Origin of the sequence: Nodosilinea sp. FACHB-131, assembly GCF_014695395.1 — a bacterium.
Lineage (GTDB): Bacteria > Cyanobacteriota > Cyanobacteriia > Phormidesmidales > Phormidesmidaceae > Nodosilinea.
In genome coordinates, this window is the sequence record NZ_JACJOF010000007.1 from 269,197 (window position 1) to 287,583 (window position 18,387).

The 18,387-nt window shown below is 55.5% G+C and carries 20 protein-coding genes; 7 read left to right on the forward strand and 13 right to left on the reverse strand.

Features of this window, described 5'->3' with window-relative positions; genetic code table 11:
• Positions 1–37: 37 nt before the first annotated feature.
• Entirely contained in the window at positions 38–673 is a 636-nt protein-coding gene (locus tag H6F75_RS04355) for a TetR/AcrR family transcriptional regulator (protein WP_199303731.1), read from the reverse strand.
• Positions 674–975: 302 nt separating this feature from the next.
• On the opposite strand from H6F75_RS04355, the gene psbA reads away from it, so the two are divergent.
• Entirely contained in the window at positions 976–2,076 is a 1,101-nt protein-coding gene (psbA, locus tag H6F75_RS04360; protein ID WP_190749554.1) for a photosystem II q(b) protein, read from the forward strand.
• A 75-nt stretch (positions 2,077–2,151) separates the two neighbouring features.
• Here psbA and H6F75_RS04365 read toward each other — a convergent pair whose 3' ends face one another.
• Together H6F75_RS04365 and H6F75_RS04370 are read right to left on the reverse strand one after the other, a co-directional pair.
• Positions 2,152–2,643 (reverse strand): hypothetical protein, encoded by a 492-nt coding sequence (locus tag H6F75_RS04365; protein ID WP_190749556.1) that lies wholly within the window; start codon positions 2,641–2,643, stop codon positions 2,152–2,154.
• A gap of 485 nt (positions 2,644–3,128) precedes the next feature.
• Entirely contained in the window at positions 3,129–3,953 is an 825-nt protein-coding gene (locus tag H6F75_RS04370; RefSeq protein ID WP_190749558.1) for a photosystem II manganese-stabilizing polypeptide, read from the reverse strand.
• Positions 3,954–4,338: 385 nt separating this feature from the next.
• Between H6F75_RS04370 and H6F75_RS04375 the strand changes: the two genes are divergently transcribed.
• The 3 genes from H6F75_RS04375 (at position 4,339) to H6F75_RS04385 (ending at position 7,269) form a co-directional block, all read left to right on the forward strand.
• Entirely contained in the window at positions 4,339–4,707 is a 369-nt protein-coding gene (locus H6F75_RS04375; protein ID WP_242019657.1) for a hypothetical protein, read from the forward strand.
• Positions 4,708–4,967: 260 nt separating this feature from the next.
• On the forward strand, positions 4,968–6,524 hold the full coding sequence (locus H6F75_RS04380) for a hypothetical protein (RefSeq protein ID WP_190749561.1): 1,557 nt from the start codon (positions 4,968–4,970) through the stop codon (positions 6,522–6,524).
• A 139-nt stretch (positions 6,525–6,663) separates the two neighbouring features.
• The gene (locus tag H6F75_RS04385; RefSeq protein ID WP_242019661.1) at positions 6,664–7,269 is read left to right on the forward strand and encodes an antibiotic biosynthesis monooxygenase; all 606 of its coding nucleotides are present in this window, start codon (positions 6,664–6,666) and stop codon (positions 7,267–7,269) included.
• Positions 7,270–7,291: 22 nt separating this feature from the next.
• Here H6F75_RS04385 and H6F75_RS04390 read toward each other — a convergent pair whose 3' ends face one another.
• The 7 genes from H6F75_RS04390 to aroF form a co-directional block, all read right to left on the reverse strand.
• Complete coding sequence (locus H6F75_RS04390) at positions 7,292–7,906, reverse strand: DUF4334 domain-containing protein (protein WP_190749724.1); 615 nt, start codon at positions 7,904–7,906, stop codon at positions 7,292–7,294.
• 179 nt (positions 7,907–8,085) lie between these two features.
• Positions 8,086–8,784: a GDSL-type esterase/lipase family protein gene (locus tag H6F75_RS04395; RefSeq protein WP_190749563.1), complete on the reverse strand. Its 699-nt coding sequence runs from the start codon at positions 8,782–8,784 to the stop codon at positions 8,086–8,088.
• A gap of 289 nt (positions 8,785–9,073) precedes the next feature.
• Complete coding sequence (locus H6F75_RS04400) at positions 9,074–9,295, reverse strand: hypothetical protein (RefSeq protein ID WP_190749565.1); 222 nt, start codon at positions 9,293–9,295, stop codon at positions 9,074–9,076.
• A gap of 298 nt (positions 9,296–9,593) precedes the next feature.
• Positions 9,594–10,841 carry an NAD(P)/FAD-dependent oxidoreductase gene (locus tag H6F75_RS04405; RefSeq protein WP_190749567.1) on the reverse strand — a complete coding sequence of 416 codons (1,248 nt, stop codon included), beginning with the start codon at positions 10,839–10,841 and terminating at the stop codon, positions 9,594–9,596.
• Between the two features lie 17 nt (positions 10,842–10,858).
• Positions 10,859–11,518 carry a MotA/TolQ/ExbB proton channel family protein gene (locus tag H6F75_RS04410; RefSeq protein ID WP_190749569.1) on the reverse strand — a complete coding sequence of 220 codons (660 nt, stop codon included), beginning with the start codon at positions 11,516–11,518 and terminating at the stop codon, positions 10,859–10,861.
• Between the two features lie 115 nt (positions 11,519–11,633).
• Positions 11,634–12,371, reverse strand: a complete 738-nt coding sequence (locus H6F75_RS04415; RefSeq protein ID WP_242019663.1) for a DUF2993 domain-containing protein — start codon at positions 12,369–12,371, stop codon at positions 11,634–11,636.
• Between the two features lie 162 nt (positions 12,372–12,533).
• Positions 12,534–13,427: a 3-deoxy-7-phosphoheptulonate synthase gene (aroF, locus tag H6F75_RS04420; RefSeq protein WP_190749571.1), complete on the reverse strand. Its 894-nt coding sequence runs from the start codon at positions 13,425–13,427 to the stop codon at positions 12,534–12,536.
• 562 nt (positions 13,428–13,989) lie between these two features.
• On the opposite strand from aroF, the gene H6F75_RS04425 reads away from it, so the two are divergent.
• Positions 13,990–14,148 (forward strand): family 2 glycosyl transferase, encoded by a 159-nt coding sequence (locus H6F75_RS04425; protein WP_190749573.1) that lies wholly within the window; start codon positions 13,990–13,992, stop codon positions 14,146–14,148.
• Positions 14,149–14,195: 47 nt separating this feature from the next.
• Here the strand turns inward: H6F75_RS04425 and frr are convergent, their stop codons facing one another.
• Positions 14,196–14,756, reverse strand: coding sequence for a ribosome recycling factor (gene frr, locus H6F75_RS04430; RefSeq protein ID WP_190749575.1), 561 nt, complete (start codon positions 14,754–14,756; stop codon positions 14,196–14,198).
• Positions 14,746–15,474: a UMP kinase gene (gene pyrH, locus H6F75_RS04435; RefSeq protein WP_073608808.1), complete on the reverse strand. Its 729-nt coding sequence runs from the start codon at positions 15,472–15,474 to the stop codon at positions 14,746–14,748. Before pyrH ends, frr begins: the two co-directional genes overlap by 11 nt.
• Positions 15,475–15,532: 58 nt before the next feature.
• Between pyrH and H6F75_RS04440 the strand changes: the two genes are divergently transcribed.
• The gene (locus tag H6F75_RS04440; RefSeq protein ID WP_190749577.1) at positions 15,533–16,207 is read left to right on the forward strand and encodes a diacylglycerol/polyprenol kinase family protein; all 675 of its coding nucleotides are present in this window, start codon (positions 15,533–15,535) and stop codon (positions 16,205–16,207) included.
• A gap of 167 nt (positions 16,208–16,374) precedes the next feature.
• A complete protein-coding gene (locus H6F75_RS04445) occupies positions 16,375–16,860 on the forward strand; it encodes a hypothetical protein (RefSeq protein ID WP_347710605.1) in 486 nt (161 codons plus the stop codon).
• Between the two features lie 151 nt (positions 16,861–17,011).
• On the opposite strand, the gene pip is transcribed toward H6F75_RS04445, so the two are convergent.
• Positions 17,012–17,959 (reverse strand): prolyl aminopeptidase, encoded by a 948-nt coding sequence (gene pip, locus H6F75_RS04450; protein WP_190749579.1) that lies wholly within the window; start codon positions 17,957–17,959, stop codon positions 17,012–17,014.
• Positions 17,960–18,387 lie beyond the last annotated feature (428 nt).

The window sequence follows — 18,387 nt, forward strand, 5'->3', positions numbered from 1 at the left end:
CGCCGCCCTTTGTGTTTTAGAGTTTTGCTGAGTTGAGTTAGGCCTTTAAACCGGCTAACACCATAGCGATCGCCGATTCAGTAAAGCGTTCAATCGCCTCTGGCGTAAACCATTCGAATTCGGGCTGTACGTTGCGCATATTGGCCTGAGCGTTGAAATAAAATGTGCAAATTCCCATCGTGTGGTTGACCGCTAACCAAGGGTCTACCGGGCGAAAGATGCCCGCTTGAATGCCTCGCTCTATCACTGCGATCACGCGATTGATTGGGTTAACCCAGCCGGTTAGCTTAAAGTATTGGCCCTGATTCTGCATCGCTTCGTGCAGCAGCACTCGACCGTAATGGGGATGGCTGATCTCGTGGGCGATCGCCACTTTGATCACCGTTTTTACCGCTTCCTCAGGCGGCATGGTCTCTAACTCCAGATCGCCAAAGGCATTGACGAAATCTTCGGCGGGGCGCTGGATGACGGCTTTGTAGAGTTCTTCCTTGCTGCCAAAGTGGTAGTAAATCATAGCTTTGGTCACGCCGGTCTTGGCCGCAATCGCCTCGGTTTTAGCCCCGTTAAAGCCAAATTTGGCAAATTCTTCCTCCGCAGCATCTAAGATTTTAGCCTTCGTGGCTTCGGCATCGCGGGTTTGCCGGGGCGGAGTTCGATTAACTTTCGTGGCCAAGAGTATCCAGGGGTTACACCAATCTACCCACCCAGCATACAGCGCCAAACTGGGGTGCAACCACGGGCCTTAGTAGCAAGCTTACCAGAGAATTTTGTTAACTAACAAGTTAGTTAATTGTTGACACAAGCCAATGCGGACGCTAAGCTAACTAACAAGTTAGTCAGTAAAAGATTTCCGACTAACTCGTCTCAAATAGTGTTATTTCAGGCTAGATGCAGGTGCTTCTGTTTCAGAAGGCGCCGTAATCTGTAGCACGCTTGATTGGGGCCATTCTTGCTGTTTTTTGCGTTTTGAATACTATGACGACTACCTTGCAGCGGCGCGAACGCGCCAGTCTGTGGGAGCAGTTTTGCAACTGGGTCGTCAGCACCGAGAACCGACTGTATGTGGGTTGGTTTGGCGTGCTGATGCTGCCTACTCTGCTGGCTGCAACCACCTGTTTTGTGATTGCCTTTATTGCCGCTCCCCCTGTGGATATTGACGGCATTCGGGAGCCCGTAGCGGGTTCTTTGCTCTATGGCAACAACATCATTTCTGGTGCTGTAGTGCCGTCCTCTAACGCCATCGGCCTACATTTTTACCCCATCTGGGAAGCCGCTTCCCTAGACGAGTGGCTGTATAACGGCGGCCCCTACCAGCTAGTAATTTTTCACTTTTTGATTGGGGTGTTTTGCTACATGGGCCGTGAGTGGGAGTTGAGCTACCGCCTGGGCATGCGCCCTTGGATCTGCGTCGCTTATTCTGCCCCCGTAGCTGCCGCAACCGCCGTATTTTTGATCTACCCCATCGGTCAAGGGTCATTCTCGGATGGGATGCCTCTGGGCATTTCGGGCACCTTCAACTTCATGCTGGTGTTTCAGGCAGAGCACAATATTTTGATGCATCCGTTCCACATGCTGGGGGTCGCTGGGGTATTTGGCGGGGCGCTAATCTCTGCCATGCACGGCTCGCTGGTGACCTCTACCCTAGTGCGAGAAACCACCGAAAACGAATCTCAAAACTATGGCTACCGCTTTGGCCAGGAAGAGGAGACCTACAACATTGTGGCTGCCCACGGCTACTTTGGCCGCCTAGTAGGGCGTACCAATGAAATTCTGCTTGGGGTAAATGCCAACAGCCGCAGCCTGCACTTCTTCATGGCCGCCTGGCCGGTAGTAGGTATCTGGTTTACGGCTCTGGGCGTTAGCACCATGGCGTTTAACCTCAACGGGTTTAACTTTAACCAGTCAATTCTCGACGCCCAGGGTCGAGTGATTGGCACCTGGGCCGATGTGATCAACCGGGCCAACTTAGGGATGGAAGTGATGCACGAGCGCAATGCCCACAACTTTCCACTCGATTTGGCGGCAGAGGGTGAGGCGACTCCAGTGGCTCTAGTCTCCTCTGATTTGGTCAGTTAGAGCGTTTGTCCTTGGTATTTAACAGTGAAGCCGCTGCGGTCACTCGCAGCGGCTTTTTTCAGCTATGTTTGCCGACTACTGGTTGACGCAGGTAGCCAGCAGCTGCCGGTCCAGCTCAGAGAGAGTGGCGATCGCATGCAGGCCCTCTAGCTCAGTTACCCCGGCCCCACCGCTGCTGCTGGCGATATTGGCATTGGCCACCATCGCTACCGAATAGTTAAATTCGCTTTGGTCGTAGGCATCTGTGATTACCAGGTCGAGGGCACCGTTGCCCACCGTGCCACGCACACAGTCAAAGGACGACGAGGGCTGATAGAGAGCCCCATTCAGGCGACCTTCCTGAGCTTCAAACACAAAGTAGACGGCTCCTACCGTATCGGCAACCGGCGACTCGCCGTAGAGATAGGTGCCGTTGGGAATACCGGGGGTGCTGCCCGATGCGCCACCGGCCATGGCTGAGAGCGCGACCACGGCAGCGGCAGCGGTAGCTAAACGACGCAGGTTGGTCTGGACGCGATCGCCCCCATTGAGGAGTTCGGTTTGGGTAGAAAGAGTGGGGGCAGCCATAACGGGGGAATTTCAAGCGACATAAGTAATATCCCTCGAAAGGCCGATGCCTATGGTGATAGCCCCCCTTCCCCCAGGTGACGTTAGTAAGGTGAGGCTGTGATCTAGATCAGTCTTAGTTGCTATCGTCAAACGCCTGACGCATCAACCGCCGCAAATCGCCTAATCCTGGGCCTATTTTGACCTGCTAGCACTCGTGATAGAGAGGGTGCGCCTTGGTCAAACTGCGGTTCTCGACCCAACAAAACTAGCTCTTAAGGTACCCGCCTCAATGGCACCGAGCTTGATCTAGGACTAGAAACGCTTTATCAGTCCACTACTGTTTGGCCGCACCTTCAGCAATCCAGTGGGTAACTTCTATGGGGTGCTGTACCCCGCCCTGAATGTGCATTGAGGAGGTATGAGGACAAACAAGGCAATAAAAAAGGAAGGAGCATAACTCCTTCCTCAGCTTTTGAATTGTTGGGGTTTAGCTTAAGACAAGCTTAGACTTCCTCAAGGCGAGCGTAGAAAACGCCCTGCACCTTGATGTCTACCGGCTCAGCAGTGCCCATGTCGGTATCAGAGGGCTGCTCTGCTTCAAAAGTGCCGCCAATCTCGCCAGTGGCGCTGTCAATCTTAGACACCCGCAGGGACATGTGGCCCTGACCGACGTCAAAGGATTTCACATTTTCCTTCTCATACTCTTCGCTGTCGCCGCTGCCGGGTAGCGCTACGGCGCTGTCATAGCCAGTAGCCAGACCGCGGCCCTTGGGGTCGAGAAAGTTAGAGGTGCGGTAGGAGGGCACTGAATAGTCACCCTCAAAGTCGATGGAGCTGTTTAGAGCGCTTTGCCCCGGTTGGGACTTGGCAGTCAAACCCTTGACGGTAAACAGGAAAGGCTCTTGCTGACCACCGGGAAGCTGAACAGTAATGGCTTGGAAGTCCATGCCGCCGGTCTCAGAGAACAGCAGACTACCGTCAGAATCTACGGTCAGATCGCCGCGTACCTGGTCTAGGCTCGAGGTGTAGCGGGTTAGCACCTTACCGGGCACATAGGTCGCCTCTTGGCGCTTGGAGGCTTCTTCCTTCACAAAATAGGCGGTGGGCTCAATGCACATGCCTACGAGTTCATAGGTTTTGCCACTATCGAGGGCAATGCTGCCCCGGGTCATTTCTGAAAGCTGGGGGCACTTGTTGGCCAGGCCAGTGTTACGAATTTGGTCATAGGTTAGCGGCACACTACTGGTGGCACTGGGCGCTTCGCTACAGGCTGTCAGTACACTCAGGCAGATGGCCAAGAACGCAACTAAGAGGGCGCGATACCTCATGGTCTACCTCAAAATTTAGTATGTAAAAGGCGCTGTCAAACTACTCAAATAATGCGACAGCCGTCAGCTCTGGGCTGCTATGGCGCTGGCCAGTTAGCCCTGGCACGAAACCATAGCGAACAACTTAAATTTTGCTCGCTAGCCCGGCAACAACGCTGGGCCTGCCCTCAGCCAGTAAAGCCTCAAGTAAGCATTCTACATGGCTCTGGGACTCTTTCCTAGAATATCGAGCCGGTACTGTCGAGGTGCTGGTATCTTGGGGTAAACCCAGTTGGGCTAAGGGTTTCAGAGTTAAGGCTAAATCAGAGCTTTACCCGTGCTGATGTTGGTTTTGACGACCCGACCGCTAACGTTAAGCTATCTAACAAAATCCCTAGCTAGACCCATGACTGACTACCCGCCCAGCGATCGCAGCGACAGTCTACCCAAAGATTTGAGCCAGCTGTCTGACCTCATCGATCAGGCTGCCCTAGTTCGCAAGGGCAACAGTACCGATTTGCTGGCCCTGCTGCGGCTTCTAGAGCGGTGCCACCGCGACATCTGCGAAACGCTCTTTTATGAGGCGCTACCCGACAACCGCCAGCATCTCTACGCGCTGCTAAGGAATATTGAGATCAACGGCGGCTGGCCCTACATTCAGCGGATGAAGCTTCAGGCGCTGTTAGCCAACTTGCCCGACTTCGATTTTGATACTTTCTCCCCCTCAATGGTGCTTCCCTTGGAGGAAGATCGGTTTCCGGGGGAAGAAAAGTAAACGGCCGCTGCCTCGGCATTCAGGTGTTGTGGGCGAGGAGAGGACGTGCAGTCCGACAAGAAGCCTTCTGCTGAGTTAGCTAATCTAGTGTCTCTGCCTGGGCCGTCTACCACAACTAGTGGTAAGCTGAGCCAATTTCGGTATTATGGCCGGCGTTGGGGTGCCCAGAGGGCACGGGCCTAAACTGACTACTCCCCACGGTCATTTTGTGGTTTAAACGCTACCTTAGCTCTCGGCACAATTCCCTCTTCGTCGCACCTATGGCCAGTCATTCTTTTACAGCTAGGCTCCGTAGTTCGCTGCAGCGGTTAACTAAACCACTGCTGGTGCCGAGCCTGGCCCTAGCCGCTGGATTGGCCAGTTTGGGATTGCTGCCGGGTAGCGGTGTGGAGCGAGCGCTGGCGCTCAACGCCTATTGCCAAGTGACTCAAGAGGCTGCCCTAGCCAAAGAAAATTTGCGCAAAGCTGCCCTGGAGGGCGACGGTGCAGCCCAGCAGCAGTACGAGGCCATGGTGCGCCAGCACACTGAGGATCTGCGCCAATGCCGCAGCCGCACCTGGCCCCAGCGCCAGGCGGTGTGGGTGCGCCTTTACCCCTGCGACCTGCAGCCCGGCATTCTCGATGCCCTATTCGATCGCATCGTCAATCTTGGCTATAACGAGGTCTACGTAGAAGCCTTCTATGGGGGGCAGGTGCTGCTACCTCAGGGCGACAATCCTACCGTGTGGCCCTCGGTGGTGCAGTCCCCCGGCTACGAGCGCCGCGACCTGCTGGCTGAATCGATTGAAACAGGCCGCCAGCGTGGACTGCGAGTCGATGCCTGGGTATTTGCCCTTAATTTTGGCTATTCCTACGGGTTGCGTAGCGATCGCGAGCAGGTGCTGGCCCTCAACGGTCGCGGCCAAACCACCTATACCTATGCCAAGGCGGGAGACTCTAGCAACCCCGACGAAGTCTTTGTCGATCCCTACAATTCTCAGGCCCAGGCTGATTACAGCCGGCTGCTGGGGGCTATCCTGCGGCGAGAGCCCGACGGCGTGTTATTTGACTATGTGCGCTACCCTCGGGGTGTTGGTGCCAACTCCGTAGCCGACAGCGTTGACGACCTCTGGATCTACGGTCAGGCCTCGCGAGATGCGCTGTTTCGTCGAGCGGTGAACCAGCAGGGGCAAGAACTGATTCGCCGCTACATCAGCCGAGGAAGCTTGGTCGATCGCGACATTCAAGAAGTGCGCGACCTCTATCCCAACGAGGCCGAACCGCTGTGGCAGAGCCGCACCCCATCCCCACCGCTGCAAGCGGGCCAGGCGCCGCCTACCCCGGCCAGTCTGCGACCCCAGCTAAATGCGGAGCTGTGGCAGTTGAGTGTGGCCCACGCGGTGCAAGGGGTGGTGGATTTTGTGAAAGTTGCTGGAGAGCAGGTGCAGCGCAGCGGCATTGAAGCCGGAGCGGTGTTTTTCCCAGAGGGCAACCAAACGGTGGGTACCGGCGGCTATGATTCGCGCCTGCAATATTGGGAGCGCTTTCCCACCTGGATGACCTGGCACCCAATGGCCTATGCGGTATGCGGCCACACGGGCTGCATTTTAGATGGGGTACGCCGAGTGCAGACGATGATTCCTAGCGGCACGGCCCCTACCGTTACCCCAGCATTAGCCGGTATTTGGGGGCAGGCTACCTATAATCGCCCAGCTTTAGAAACTCAGATGGAAGCTCTGCGGCGATCGAATCCTGAAATTACCTCGGTGAGCCACTTTGCCTACTCCTGGCAAGACCCTGAGTTCGATCGCGTGAGAAAGTTCTGTTCGCTCCAGTGAACTGAGCCTTGAACTGATGTAGCGTAATTGCGCGGCAGACCGGTGTTGAAAGCTTGGTGGACGGTTGTTTGTCCGAAGCGACGACAGGTTTGACGGGGAATAGCGGAAACCCTGGGCTTTCTGTATTCTTGAGGTTTCTTTGACTGATCGACCTCGCCCCATGGAAGAGCCTCAGCCGCAATCGGGCCCAGTTACTCTGGTGATCTCAGAGTTGGTTGAACCCAGCAAAGTAGATGACTACGAGGCTTGGACAAGGGGGATTAACCGCGATGCTAGACAGTTCGAGGGCTTTTTAGGGGTTGAGGTTATTCGCCCCCGCGACCATGCCCACCCCGAGTACGTAGTAATTATCAAGTTTGAGAGTTACGATCGCCTGCGCCGCTGGTTGATATCGCCCACCTACCGCGCCTGGATGGATCAGTCCTATGGGCTGATTGCGGCGCGATCGCAACAGCAGCTCCCCAGCGGTCTAGAGCTATGGTTTACGCTGCCCAATGCGCGCCTAGGCACGACAGCAACCTTGCCCTCGCCGCCTTACTACAAGCAGGTAGTGCTCGGTGTCTTAGCGGTTTACCCGCTAATTTTGCTGGCCAATCGACTGCTGGGGCCGCTGCTAAGCGGACTGCCATCACTGCTGGGCCTGTTTATTTCGGTGATTTTTGTCTCTGCTTTGTTGACCTATCCCGTGATGCCGTTGCTGAGTAAGGGTCTAGAATTTTGGCTGTACCCCACGGGTCGAAGGTAGGTGAGAGATTCTTTGACTCAGTTTACTCCCGCTGCAACACGAAGAAGAACGGGCATTCCATACCCTTCAAATCCATTAGGCCTAGCACTGTCCGGTCATCCACTTTGCGAAAGATATCGTTGATCGGAAGGCTGTCATAAATCATCGTTGCAGTCTCTTTACCTCGGTAGATGACCGAGCGAAGCCGCGCACAGGATTGATTGGTAGAAAACAAAAAAAGACTAGCTTGAAAGATGTTTCCCATCGCCTCTGACTTTGGAATTGGCAGCCGATCAATCCAGCTAACTAGTGGCAACGTCCAAAGTGGATTGACGCTAGCTGTGCTGCCATCCATGGTTTTAAAGATCAGCGGATGAACGTGCTCTGGGGTGTCAAACCGCTTGCCGTGCCAGTGATAGGCTTCGAGGGCCCCGTCAAGGGGATGATCGGTCGGAAAACTTGACCCTCGCCATGGGCCAATCATGTCACTGACAGCGACGGTTTCAAGACTGTCGAAAATATCTAGGGCCTCAGCAGTAGTTGCTTTGCCAATGGCAACAGCTTCAGAAAATGTCTTCACGGCGTCGATTCTTATTAGGGGCGCGGACGGTTGGGCAACGAATACTTTATTTAAACGTGGATACGTACCCAATGCCATTGCAATCAGGGTACATATCTGTCCATTAGCGGAGTGCCCCCACAGAATGATGCGCTTAAAGCTGACGTCGCTATTAGTGAGGGAACCTGCCAGCATTTAGAACAGGATAGTACTGTCCTTGAACTAAGATTACGTGAAAAGTTCAGCTAGGCCTTACGGCTTGGTCGTTACCCATTGCTTTAATTCTGCCGCTGATTGGATAGATGGGGAGGCAGTGTCGCGTCTTGCAAAAGCGGCTGCAATCCTTCAGCAATGCGATTTGCTAAGATCCGTTGTCCAGCCTGGTTGGGATGAATCTGATCGTATAGATAACGCGGATCGTTTAGGCCTTCTAAAACCCCAGGAATGAGATGGGCCTGGGTATCGTTTGCTACTCGCTGATATAACCCTTCGTAGTTGCTACTAAAGGGGCTGATATCCATACCTAATATGACTACAATCGCCCCCGCCCGTTGGAGGCGGGTCACAATTTGTCGCAGGTTTGCTTCGGTTTGGGCGGGTGGAACTTGCCTGAGATAGTCATTGCCGCCTAACCCAACAATGACTAACCAAGGATCAGCTTCTATAACATCTTGCTGTAAACGATTTAGCGCTGCTTCCGTAGTGTCGCCACTTCTGCCCTGGTTGACAATGGGCAAGCCTAGGGTCTGACTGAGCAGGTTTGGGAAGGCGGCCTCAGGACCAATACCGAACCCTGCTGTGATGCTATCGCCCAGTGCGATGATTTGCTCTCCGCTGCCTCGGCGTAGGTTGTTGACATCTTTGCTCAAAGTTTCACTGGTTTCGCTGAGGGTATTGGTGTCGGGCTGGTCAATAGCCGATGATTGAGGGTCATTGCACGCTGTCAAAAGCAGCAACCCGCTAAAGGTTAGACTCATCAACCTAGCTTTGAACGTCTTGCTCATCGAGAAAGTTGAGGTTGTTTGAGTACACCATAAATGCTCTTTGAGAGTTTGTGGGGGCAGCAGCGATCGCGCCAAACAGCTCTTTTTCTGACGTCATTATCGCTGCTAGCCGTGATGCTGCTCTATACCAAAGGGTCAATTTTGCTTAGTGGGCTAGGGCTTACGCTTCCCCAGCCTGTATAGGAGTGCGACAGATAGAAACAGGGCCGCGATCGCTGTGCCCGTAATCTTGCCAAGATTTGCTAGGCCTAAGATGGGGCTGCTACATCGTCTCTAAAGCATCAGCTTGCTCCTGATTCGTGACAATACTACCCGGTGGAACTATAGTGCCGTCTGCTAAGGTCACATCGACTACAATCGCCTTATTGCCGATGGTGACGTCATTTCCAACCGTTGAGCGAAAGAGGATAGCGTCATCGCCAATGGTTAGCCTATTGCCGACTTCTAAGGGACCGTGAAAAACAACGTTGATAGTATTTCCCATCGAATTAGGGCTGAATAACCCTAGGCAAAGCCCTATTATTTGAGCTTGGGGAACCACTTTAGCCACTACTGGTTTGTAGCGATTGGGTGCGCTTTGAACCCAAATCTAATTTGTGATAGAAGCAAATTTCTCTTTAGTAACCTTGTGCAGTTAGATAAGAGACAGCTCATCTAATTTCTTCGAGAGAGAAAATACTGGCAAAAGGCTTGATTACCACGATTTCTGTCCGAGCTTTCAAAAGCTCAGGCTGCGATTTTTAGATAGCTTCATGCCTGAACTCGGCGAAGGCAAAAGAGTCTCAGCCCGTCTTTGCCATCGCTTGCCCAGCGAGCCAGCCCGTAGTCCAGGCATTTTGAAAGTTGAAGCCACCGGTGATGCCGTCAACATTGAGAATTTCTCCCGCCAGGTACAGCCCTGGGCAGCGGCGGCTCTCCAGAGTTTTGAAGTTGACCTCGGGCAGGGAAATGCCGCCACAGGTGACAAATTCGTCTTTGAAAACGCCTTTGCCAGCGATCGCATATTCTCCCCACGTCAGCTCCGTCACCAGCACTTGCACCTGCCCCTTGGATAGGTCAGCCCAGTTTAGCTGCGTCAACTTCGCCCGGTGCTGCACCAAATACTGCCACAGCCGCCGTGACAGTTCTGGAAACGGCGAAAACGCTGCGACCTGCCGTTTCCCCTGCTCTTGCTTGAGGCTGGTTAGCTTTTGCCGCACCTGGTCTTGCTTAAGGGCTGGCAACCAGTTTACGGTCAGCGTCGCTCGGTAGCGCTGGCTGTGTAGCCCCACCGCCCCGTAGGCCGAGAGCTTGAGCACTGCCGGGCCACTGATGCCCCAGTGGGTGATCAGCAGCGGACCGCTCTGAGTTAGGGTGAGGGACTCGGGGAGGGCTAGTTGAAGCTGCACGGTCTCTACCGAAACCCCAGCTAGGTCGTGCAGGGCCGGGTCAGGAACATTGAAGGTGAATAGCGAGGGCACGGGCGGCACCAGGTCGTGGCCGAGTTTGAGGGCTAGGCGATAGCCGCCAGGGCTGCTGCCCGTAGCCAGCAGCAGGCGATCGCAGTGCCAGTCGGCTCCAGCACGGGTGGTGAGCCAGAACCCAGCCTCGTCGTGGTGAATTTGGGCAATCGCCTGACTGGTATGAATCTGAATGCCCAGCCGCCGAGCTTCTCCCAGCAGGCAATCGACGATGGTGCCCGAGTCGTCGGTGGTCGGAAACATGCGGCCATCGGTCTCGGTTTTGAGCCGCACTCCCCGCTGCTCAAACCAGGCCACCGTGTCCTGGGGCTGAAAGCGGCTAAAGGGACCGCGCAGGGCATTGCTGCCGCGTGGATAGTGGTTGACTAGCACCGCCGGCTCAAAGCAGGCGTGGGTAACGTTGCAGCGCCCGCCGCCAGAGATTCTGACCTTGGCCAGGGGTTCGCGCCCCGCCTCAAAGATGTGAATCGACTGGTCAGGGTTGGCTTCGGCGCAGGCGATCGCCCCAAACAACCCCGCTGCCCCCGCTCCCACCACAATCACTGAAGCCCGCTGGGGCGAGCCTGTCATTCCAGAGCCACCACCCCTCACGGCAGGCTCCCCGGTAGGTAGACATTGGAGCTAATCAACCCCTGGCGTTGGGCACGGCGATAGAGAATCTCCAGCTTGCCTCCGGCCTCTAAAATGAACGATCGCTGACGACGATACAAACCTTGAAACAGGTTTGCTAGTAGTAGCGCTACTAGGGCAACTACTAGACCCGAGGCGGTAGAAACCAGAGCTTCGCTGACCCCAGCGGTGACGCCTGTGGCAGCAGGGCCACTGGTTTCACCCAAGCGGAGGTTCGAAAACGTTTGCATTAGTCCCAGCACGGTACCTAGCAGTCCCAATAGCGGAGCAACCCCCGCCACCGTTTCAAACAGAGTCTGAAACCGCTTGAGCACTGGCAACTCAGCCTGGGCAGCGCTCTCTAGGGCGAGGCGAAATTCTTCGGGGGTGGCGTCGCCCAGGGTGAGGGCGGATAAAAAGATGCGGGCAATGGGTAGCTGCTGGTGCTGCTTGAGCTTGGCGATCGCCCGCTGGGGGTTTTGGCTAAAGGTGCTGAGGGCCTGAGGCACCAGACCTCGCTGCTGACGGCCAATTTGTAGCCAAAACCAGCCTCGCTCCACGGCAAGGGTGAGGGTCAGCAACGAACACAGCAGCAGCGGCCACATGACCACGCCCCCCGCCGTAAACCAGTTACCCATAGCGCCGATGTCCTAACCCAAGAACCCAACTATGATACTGGCCAACCGGGGTTTCAGGTTCAAGGTGCAGGGTATAGGGTCACCCCTCGAACCGTAAACCTAAAACCCTGAACCTTTACATCGTGCCGGGGAAATGCTCAATCTGGGCGTAGCCGCTAAATACTAGCTGTTTGCCCTGAGTTTCCAAGCGGTTGACCCGCAGCAGCACTCCGTCGAGGTTAAAACGCTCTAGATCGACCATGCGGTTAAGCACTTCCGCAAAGCCTTTGGTTAGGGTCTCTGAGATGGATGTCAGCGCTTCGGGAACGCCCTCGGGCAAAAATTCTGCGTTAGCGAAAATAATTCGCCGCCGCTTTTCGACCGTGACCTGGGCCGACATTTGAATGGGCACATCCTTGTGGTTAGGCAAGTCGGTCTTGGCCGTAATTTTGACGGCCTGGTCAGGCAGCAGCGTGATGTTGATATCTCGAAAGGTGACGGGGTCGCCTCCCGAGAGGGAGGTAACCGCTTCATCGGTGACCCCTTCGAGGTGCTGACGCACCAACTCGGCCTCAAAGGAGCGGTTGATGGCGTCTTCGTTTAAAGTCACTTGGGCTACCGCCTGGGTGGGCTGGCGCAGGCGAATTTTGCCGCTGATGGCTGAACCGACGTCGATAGACACCGTGTCGGTCTCAAACATCATCTCGGCCGCCTCAAATTCTTTGCGAATGACAAGGCCGCGCCCTTCCATCCGAAAGCTGTCGATGGTGCCCTGGAGAAGCTTGCTAGAGGGAGAGCAGCGCACCGACACTTCCACAGCATCGCTGCGGCTAAACAGGTGACGCAGCGACTGGGTAGCCACAGAGTTAATCATCCTTTCGCCAAAGTCATTGGATCCTTTGGACTGAAACCCGGTAAAGCCACCAAACATAGAGGTTATTACCAACCTAATTCCCCTTATGTTGTAACAAAATATGAAGCCCATTGACAGAGGACTTTGCTAATGGCACCCATTGTGAATGCTGATGAGCCCGCTTTAAGCGGCTAGCACTGGGCTTTCTAGAGTCCAGTCGGGCTCCTTCAAGGTGGTGCCAATGACCCCTGGTTTAGCCAAGCGTCTCCCCAGAGCTGCCGCAATGGGGTCAAGGCTGCGGGCCAGTGAAACCATCTCCTCTAGGGTAAGGGCTTGGCGTGCGTCTGACACCGACTCGTCGGGTAAAGGGTGACACTCGACGATCAGCCCGTCAGCTCCAGCGGCGATCGCCGCCCGCGCCAGAGCGGGTACTAGCTCCCGCTTGCCGGCAGCATGGCTGGGATCCACCATCACCGGCAGGTGGGTGAGTTGCTTTAATGCTACCACCGCCCCCAGGTCCAGCACGTTGCGGGTGTAGGTATCAAAGCTGCGAATGCCCCGTTCGCAGAGAATCACGTTGGGGTTGCCGTGGCTGAGAATGTATTCTGCCGCCATCACAAATTCTTCGATCGTGGCGGCTAGCCCCCGCTTGAGCAGCACCGGCTTGTCGATGCGGCCGAGAGCCTTGAGCAGGTCAAAGTTTTGCATGTTGCGGCTGCCCACCTGCAACACATCCACCTGGGCCACCATGGATGGAATTTGCTCCATCGCCATCACCTCGGAGATCACCGGCATCTGAAACCGCTGCCGGATGTCGTCCAGAATGCGCAGACCGGCTTCTCCCATGCCCTGGAAGGCGTAGGGCGACGTGCGCGGCTTGAAGACCCCGCCCCGCAGCGCTTGAACGGAGGTTGGGGCCAGATGACGGGCCACCTGCTCCATCTGCTCGGCGCTTTCGACGGCGCAGGGGCCGCCCACAATCAGCAGGGTGTCGCCGCCGATGGCGACGGTATCGGTGAGAGCCACCACCGAGCGGTGCTCAAGGCTCGATTTGCGGGTCAAAGTAGCGTCTTTCATGGTGAAAAAAGGGGATAAAGAACGGGGCGATCGCAACAGAAAACAAAAAACCCGAAGCTGGGGGCTCCGGGTCAGGTAAGGGGCATAGGAGGACCTATCACCACAAGCTTGACCCGGTGGTGTAAAAAAATCCGTAGTGCCAATTGGTGGTGAAAGTTTGCATAGCTGCTAAAGCGACAAGGGCTAACGAATCAAACAAAAAACAAAACCGCAGAGGGTAAGCTCCGCGGTTCACAAGGTTAGCAACACAAACGGTGCTCACGACCTGTGAACCGACGGCTGCCACCAAAAATAAAATGCTCTTACGGATGCGGTCATGGTTGCGGGCGAACTGAAACGTATCTGCAATCTAACAGGGCTGTCAGGGAGCGTCAACCGGGGGCGAGGAAATTCAGATGTACCAAGCCCAAAATGCACCGAGGGTTTAAGTTCGTGGATTTCCCGGAGTACATCCTGAAGCGATAAATCTAGGATAAAGTCACTTGGCCTGTACAAAGTCATCGTAAAGCCAGGCCCGCTATCGCCACCACCGCTGCCTTAGACTGCCATTGGGGAAATCACCATGATTTGGGAACTTTGCGTTCGCTACGCTAACGGCCGAGAAACTGTTTTGGACGTGTTTCAAAGCCTAGAAATTGCCCAAAACCGAGTTGATAAGCTCTACGCCGAGGGCTACCCAATGCACTTTGCCTACTTTGTTAGACCGAAATGCGCGACGTAGAAATGCTTCGTAGAGACGCGATCGGTCACGTCTCTACTCTTGAAATCTCACACGGTCATAATGTCTTTCTCTTTGGCGGCTAGGGCTTCGTCGAGCTGAGCGATATATTTATCGGTAAGCTTTTGAATCTCGTCCTGGGCATCGCGCGACTCGTCTTCGGAGATGTCGCTGGCCTTTTCTAGCTTTTTGACCGCGTCGATGCCGTTGCGGCGCTGGTTGCGAATGGAGACGCGCCCTTCTTCAGCCACTTTGCCCGCTGTCTTGACAAACTCCTTGCGGCGCTCGCTGGTCAACGGCGGAATGTTGAGGCGAATCACCCGGCCGTCGTTGTTGGGGGTGAGGCCCACGTCAGACATCGAAATCGCTTTTTCGATGGTGGTCAGGCTGCTGGCGTCGTAGGGCTGAATCATCAGCGTGGTGGAGTCGGGGATGGAGATGTTGGCCATCTGCTTGAGGGGAGTCTGGGCACCGTAGTAGTCGATCTCGATGCGATCGAGCAGCGAGGCGTTGGCGCGCCCCGTGCGAATAGTGTTGAAATTGTTCTGGGTCGCCCTGATAGACTTCTGCATCTGGTCTTCGGTCTCGAGCAAAATATCGTCAACTGACATCACAAGACTCTCCTACAATCGTGCCGATAGATTCGCCCATTAGCGCCCGCTTGATGTTTCCAGGCACCGACAGGTCAAATACCATGATAGGGATGTTGTTGTCCTTACAGAGGGCGATCGCGGTGCTGTCCATCACTTTTAGATCGTTCTGCAGCACATACCCGTAGGTGAGGGTGCGAAAGCGCTTGGCGTTAGGATTAATTTTAGGATCAGAATCGTAGACGCCGTCAACCTTGGTTGCTTTGAACACCACTTCGGCGTTGATCTCCGCCGCCCGCAGTGCGGCAGTAGTGTCGGTAGTAAAGAAGGGATTGCCGGAGCCTGCCCCAAAAATAACCACCCGGTTTTTCTCCAGGTGGCGAATGGCGCGACGGCGAATGTAGGGCTCGGCGACCTCCTGCATGGCGATCGCCGTCTGGACTCGGGTTGGCACCCCCATGCGCTCTAGCGAGTCTTGCAGGGTCATGGCGTTCATCACCGTGGCGATCATGCCGATATAGTCGGCGGTTGCCCGATCCATCCCGGCGGCCGAGCCTTTAATACCGCGAAAGATGTTGCCAGCACCCACTACCACAGCGATCTCAATTTCTTCTTTAATCACCTCGGCGATCTCAGCCGCGATGGTTTCTACTACGTTAGGATCGATGCCGTAGTCCATGTCGCCCATAAGGGCTTCGCCGCTAAGTTTTAGCAGCACTCGCTTATAAGGTTTATCCATAGGAAGTTGGTGTAGTAAGGTCTAGAAGTCCCACACCACTATACTTGCTTCCCCTGCCATGATGGCTACTGCGCTTGTGCAAATTGGACTGGTAGCCGCCTGGCTAGCAGTAGTTGGGGGAGTGGCCGAAGGGGTGCGTCGCACCGGTCACTTTGCCACCGAAATTACTCGAAAAATCGTCCATATTGGGGCAGGTCACGTGATTTTGCTGGCCTGGTGGCTGCATACTCCTGCTTGGATGGGTATAGCGGCCTCAGTTGTGTTTAGCGGCGTAGCACTGCTGTCGTACCGGCTGCCGATTTTGCCGGGAGTTGACGGTGTAGGACGCAACAGTTTGGGTACTTTTTTTTACGCTGTCAGCATTGGCGTACTGACAGCGGTTTTCTGGCCTTTGGGTCTACCCCAGTACGCTGCCCTCGGCATTCTGGTGATGACCTGGGGCGATGGCTTGGCCGCTCTAGTGGGGCAAAACTTTGGCCGTCATCCCTACAGGGTTTTGGGTAGCCAGAAGAGCTGGGAGGGCAGTTTGACTATGGCCCTGGCTAGCTTTTTGGTGGTTTTGCTGGTGCTGGGGCTGACGGTGGGGTTTACCGGAGCCGTCTGGGGAACAGCTGGGGTGGTGGCGATCGCTGCCACCCTGCTAGAAACGCTCTCGCTCTATGGCCTCGATAACCTCACGGTGCCGCTGGGAAGTGCGGCCCTGGCCTATGGATTGATGGGTTGGATGGGGTAGGAGAAGTGGGCGGATAAGCTGGTGGTGAAAAGGCCGGCAAGCAGGCAAAGGATAAACTTCGTCAGCAGTATGCCTCTACAACAGGTGTGCTAATCGCGGGTTTTTTGTACTATCAAATAGTACAAGTTGGGCTATCGCCCCGGCCCGCCCAGGAGTGGATAAACCTTGTGAATGCCGCCTCTTCCTCTCCCCTAGACCTCACCGATCGCGTGTTGGCCATGGCCAAAACTGGGGTCTACCGCCAGTCGGTGTTTGAGGCTCTAGGGCCAATCGCCACCCGGCGGCAAATTCGCGATGCGATCGCTCAGGCCAAGCAGTTTGGTCTCTACACCGTCTCCGCCCTGCGGGATGACGAGCTAGGTACCTACTACCAGGTCGAAGCGGCCAACTACGAATCATTCCAGGCCGCCTCGAAGACCCTAGCGGCCCGAGCGCCCTCAGACGATTTAGCCAGCCAAGTCGTAGCTACCCACGATGCCCTACGGGCCATGCTGACCACCGTAGCGAGCAGCACTCTGGGTTTAGCGGTTCTGGGTGGATGGTGCTTGCTCGACGGACAAACCCAACTGGGACGGGGGCTGTGGCTAGGGGCCATAGTCGCCGGCGGGCTGTGGAGCGTGCAGCGGTGGATTGCTCGGCGGGTGTTGGGGTAGTGGGGTAGAGGGTAGGCGGGTGGATGGGTAGGCGGTTGGATGGGTAAAGTTCAAAATTCAAAGTGCAAAATTTTGAATTCTCAATTTTGAATTTTGCATTTATCTACTCAGCATCTACATTTTCTTATCTCCCCATCACCCCCATCTCCCCTCACCGTCTTGCAAACTCATCCGTCGCTTCAATCAGCGCATTGGCAATGCCTGGCTCCATGGCTGAGTGGCCAGCCTCTTGCACCATGACAAACCGAGCTTCGGGCCAGGCCCGGTGCAGTTCCCAGGCGGTGGTGGCGGGGCACACCACATCGTAGCGACCCTGCACAATGACGCCGGGAATGTGGCGAATGCGGTGTACCTGGCTGAGGATGTGGTCGTCGGTTTCGAAAAAGCCGCGATTGATGAAGTAGTGACACTCGATGCGGGCGAAGGCGACGGCAAATTCGTCTTCGCTGAAGTGGTGCAGCAGGCCGGGGTCTTGCACGAGTTTGCTGGTGCTGGCTTCCCACACGGCCCAGGCGCGGGCGGCGGTCAGTTGTGCTTCAAGGTTGTCGCTAGTGAGGCGGCGGTAGTAGGCCTTAACTAGATCATCGCGCTCGGCCTCGGGGATGGGGGCGAGATACTGCTCCCAGGCATCGGGATAGAGGAAGCTGGCTCCTTCCTGGTAAAACCAGCTGATCTCGCGCTGGCGCAGGGTAAAAATGCCGCGCAAAATGAGCCCCTGGCAGCGATCGGGGTGGGTCTGGGCGTAGGCCAGGGCTAGGGTGCTGCCCCAGCTGCCGCCGAACACGGTCCACTGGTCAATACCAAGATGAACGCGAATTTTCTCGATGTCGCTAACCAAAGCCCAGGTGGTGTTGTCTTCTAGATCAGCGTGGGGCAAACTTTTGCCACAGCCCCGCTGGTCAAACAGCACAACGCGCCAGCGATCGGGATCAAAAAACTGCCGGTAGGTAGGGTTGCTGCCACCCCCAGGCCCGCCGTGCAAAAATATCACCGGTTTGCCCTTAGGGTTGCCGACTTGCTCTACGTAAAGCCGATGCCGTTCTGATACCGCTAGGTATTCGGCATGGTAGGGCTCAATGGGGGAATAGAGTTGGCGCATGGCAATGGTGTGAATGCGTTCCGCAGACGGAATGAGCCCACACTATAGCCCAGCGATCCTAGCTCTGGTTAAAGCGGTTTGAAGACTTACTTCCTTCTCGATCGCAGATACACGGCTAAGGACAGAGGCCTGAGTCTGACCGGGGACAGTGGTCAGATCAGAATTTTTGCTATGGCCATCCCCAGGAATTATCGACGACTCCTGGGGTGGGTCTTTACCACGTGCCATTCCCCCGTGTGTGGATCGCGCTGGGTTGTAAACGGATTGCTTTTGAGGGGTTTGCCGCAGGGCTTAGCCATAGCGCTTACTGTTGCAGGTTGCATCTATGGTAAGAAATATCACAACTTCCACGGGTGACTCACAGGCCTCTGCTCCGGTGACGTTGCAGCCTGTAACCGGTGACCTGCATCACAGAAGTGGTGGACAGT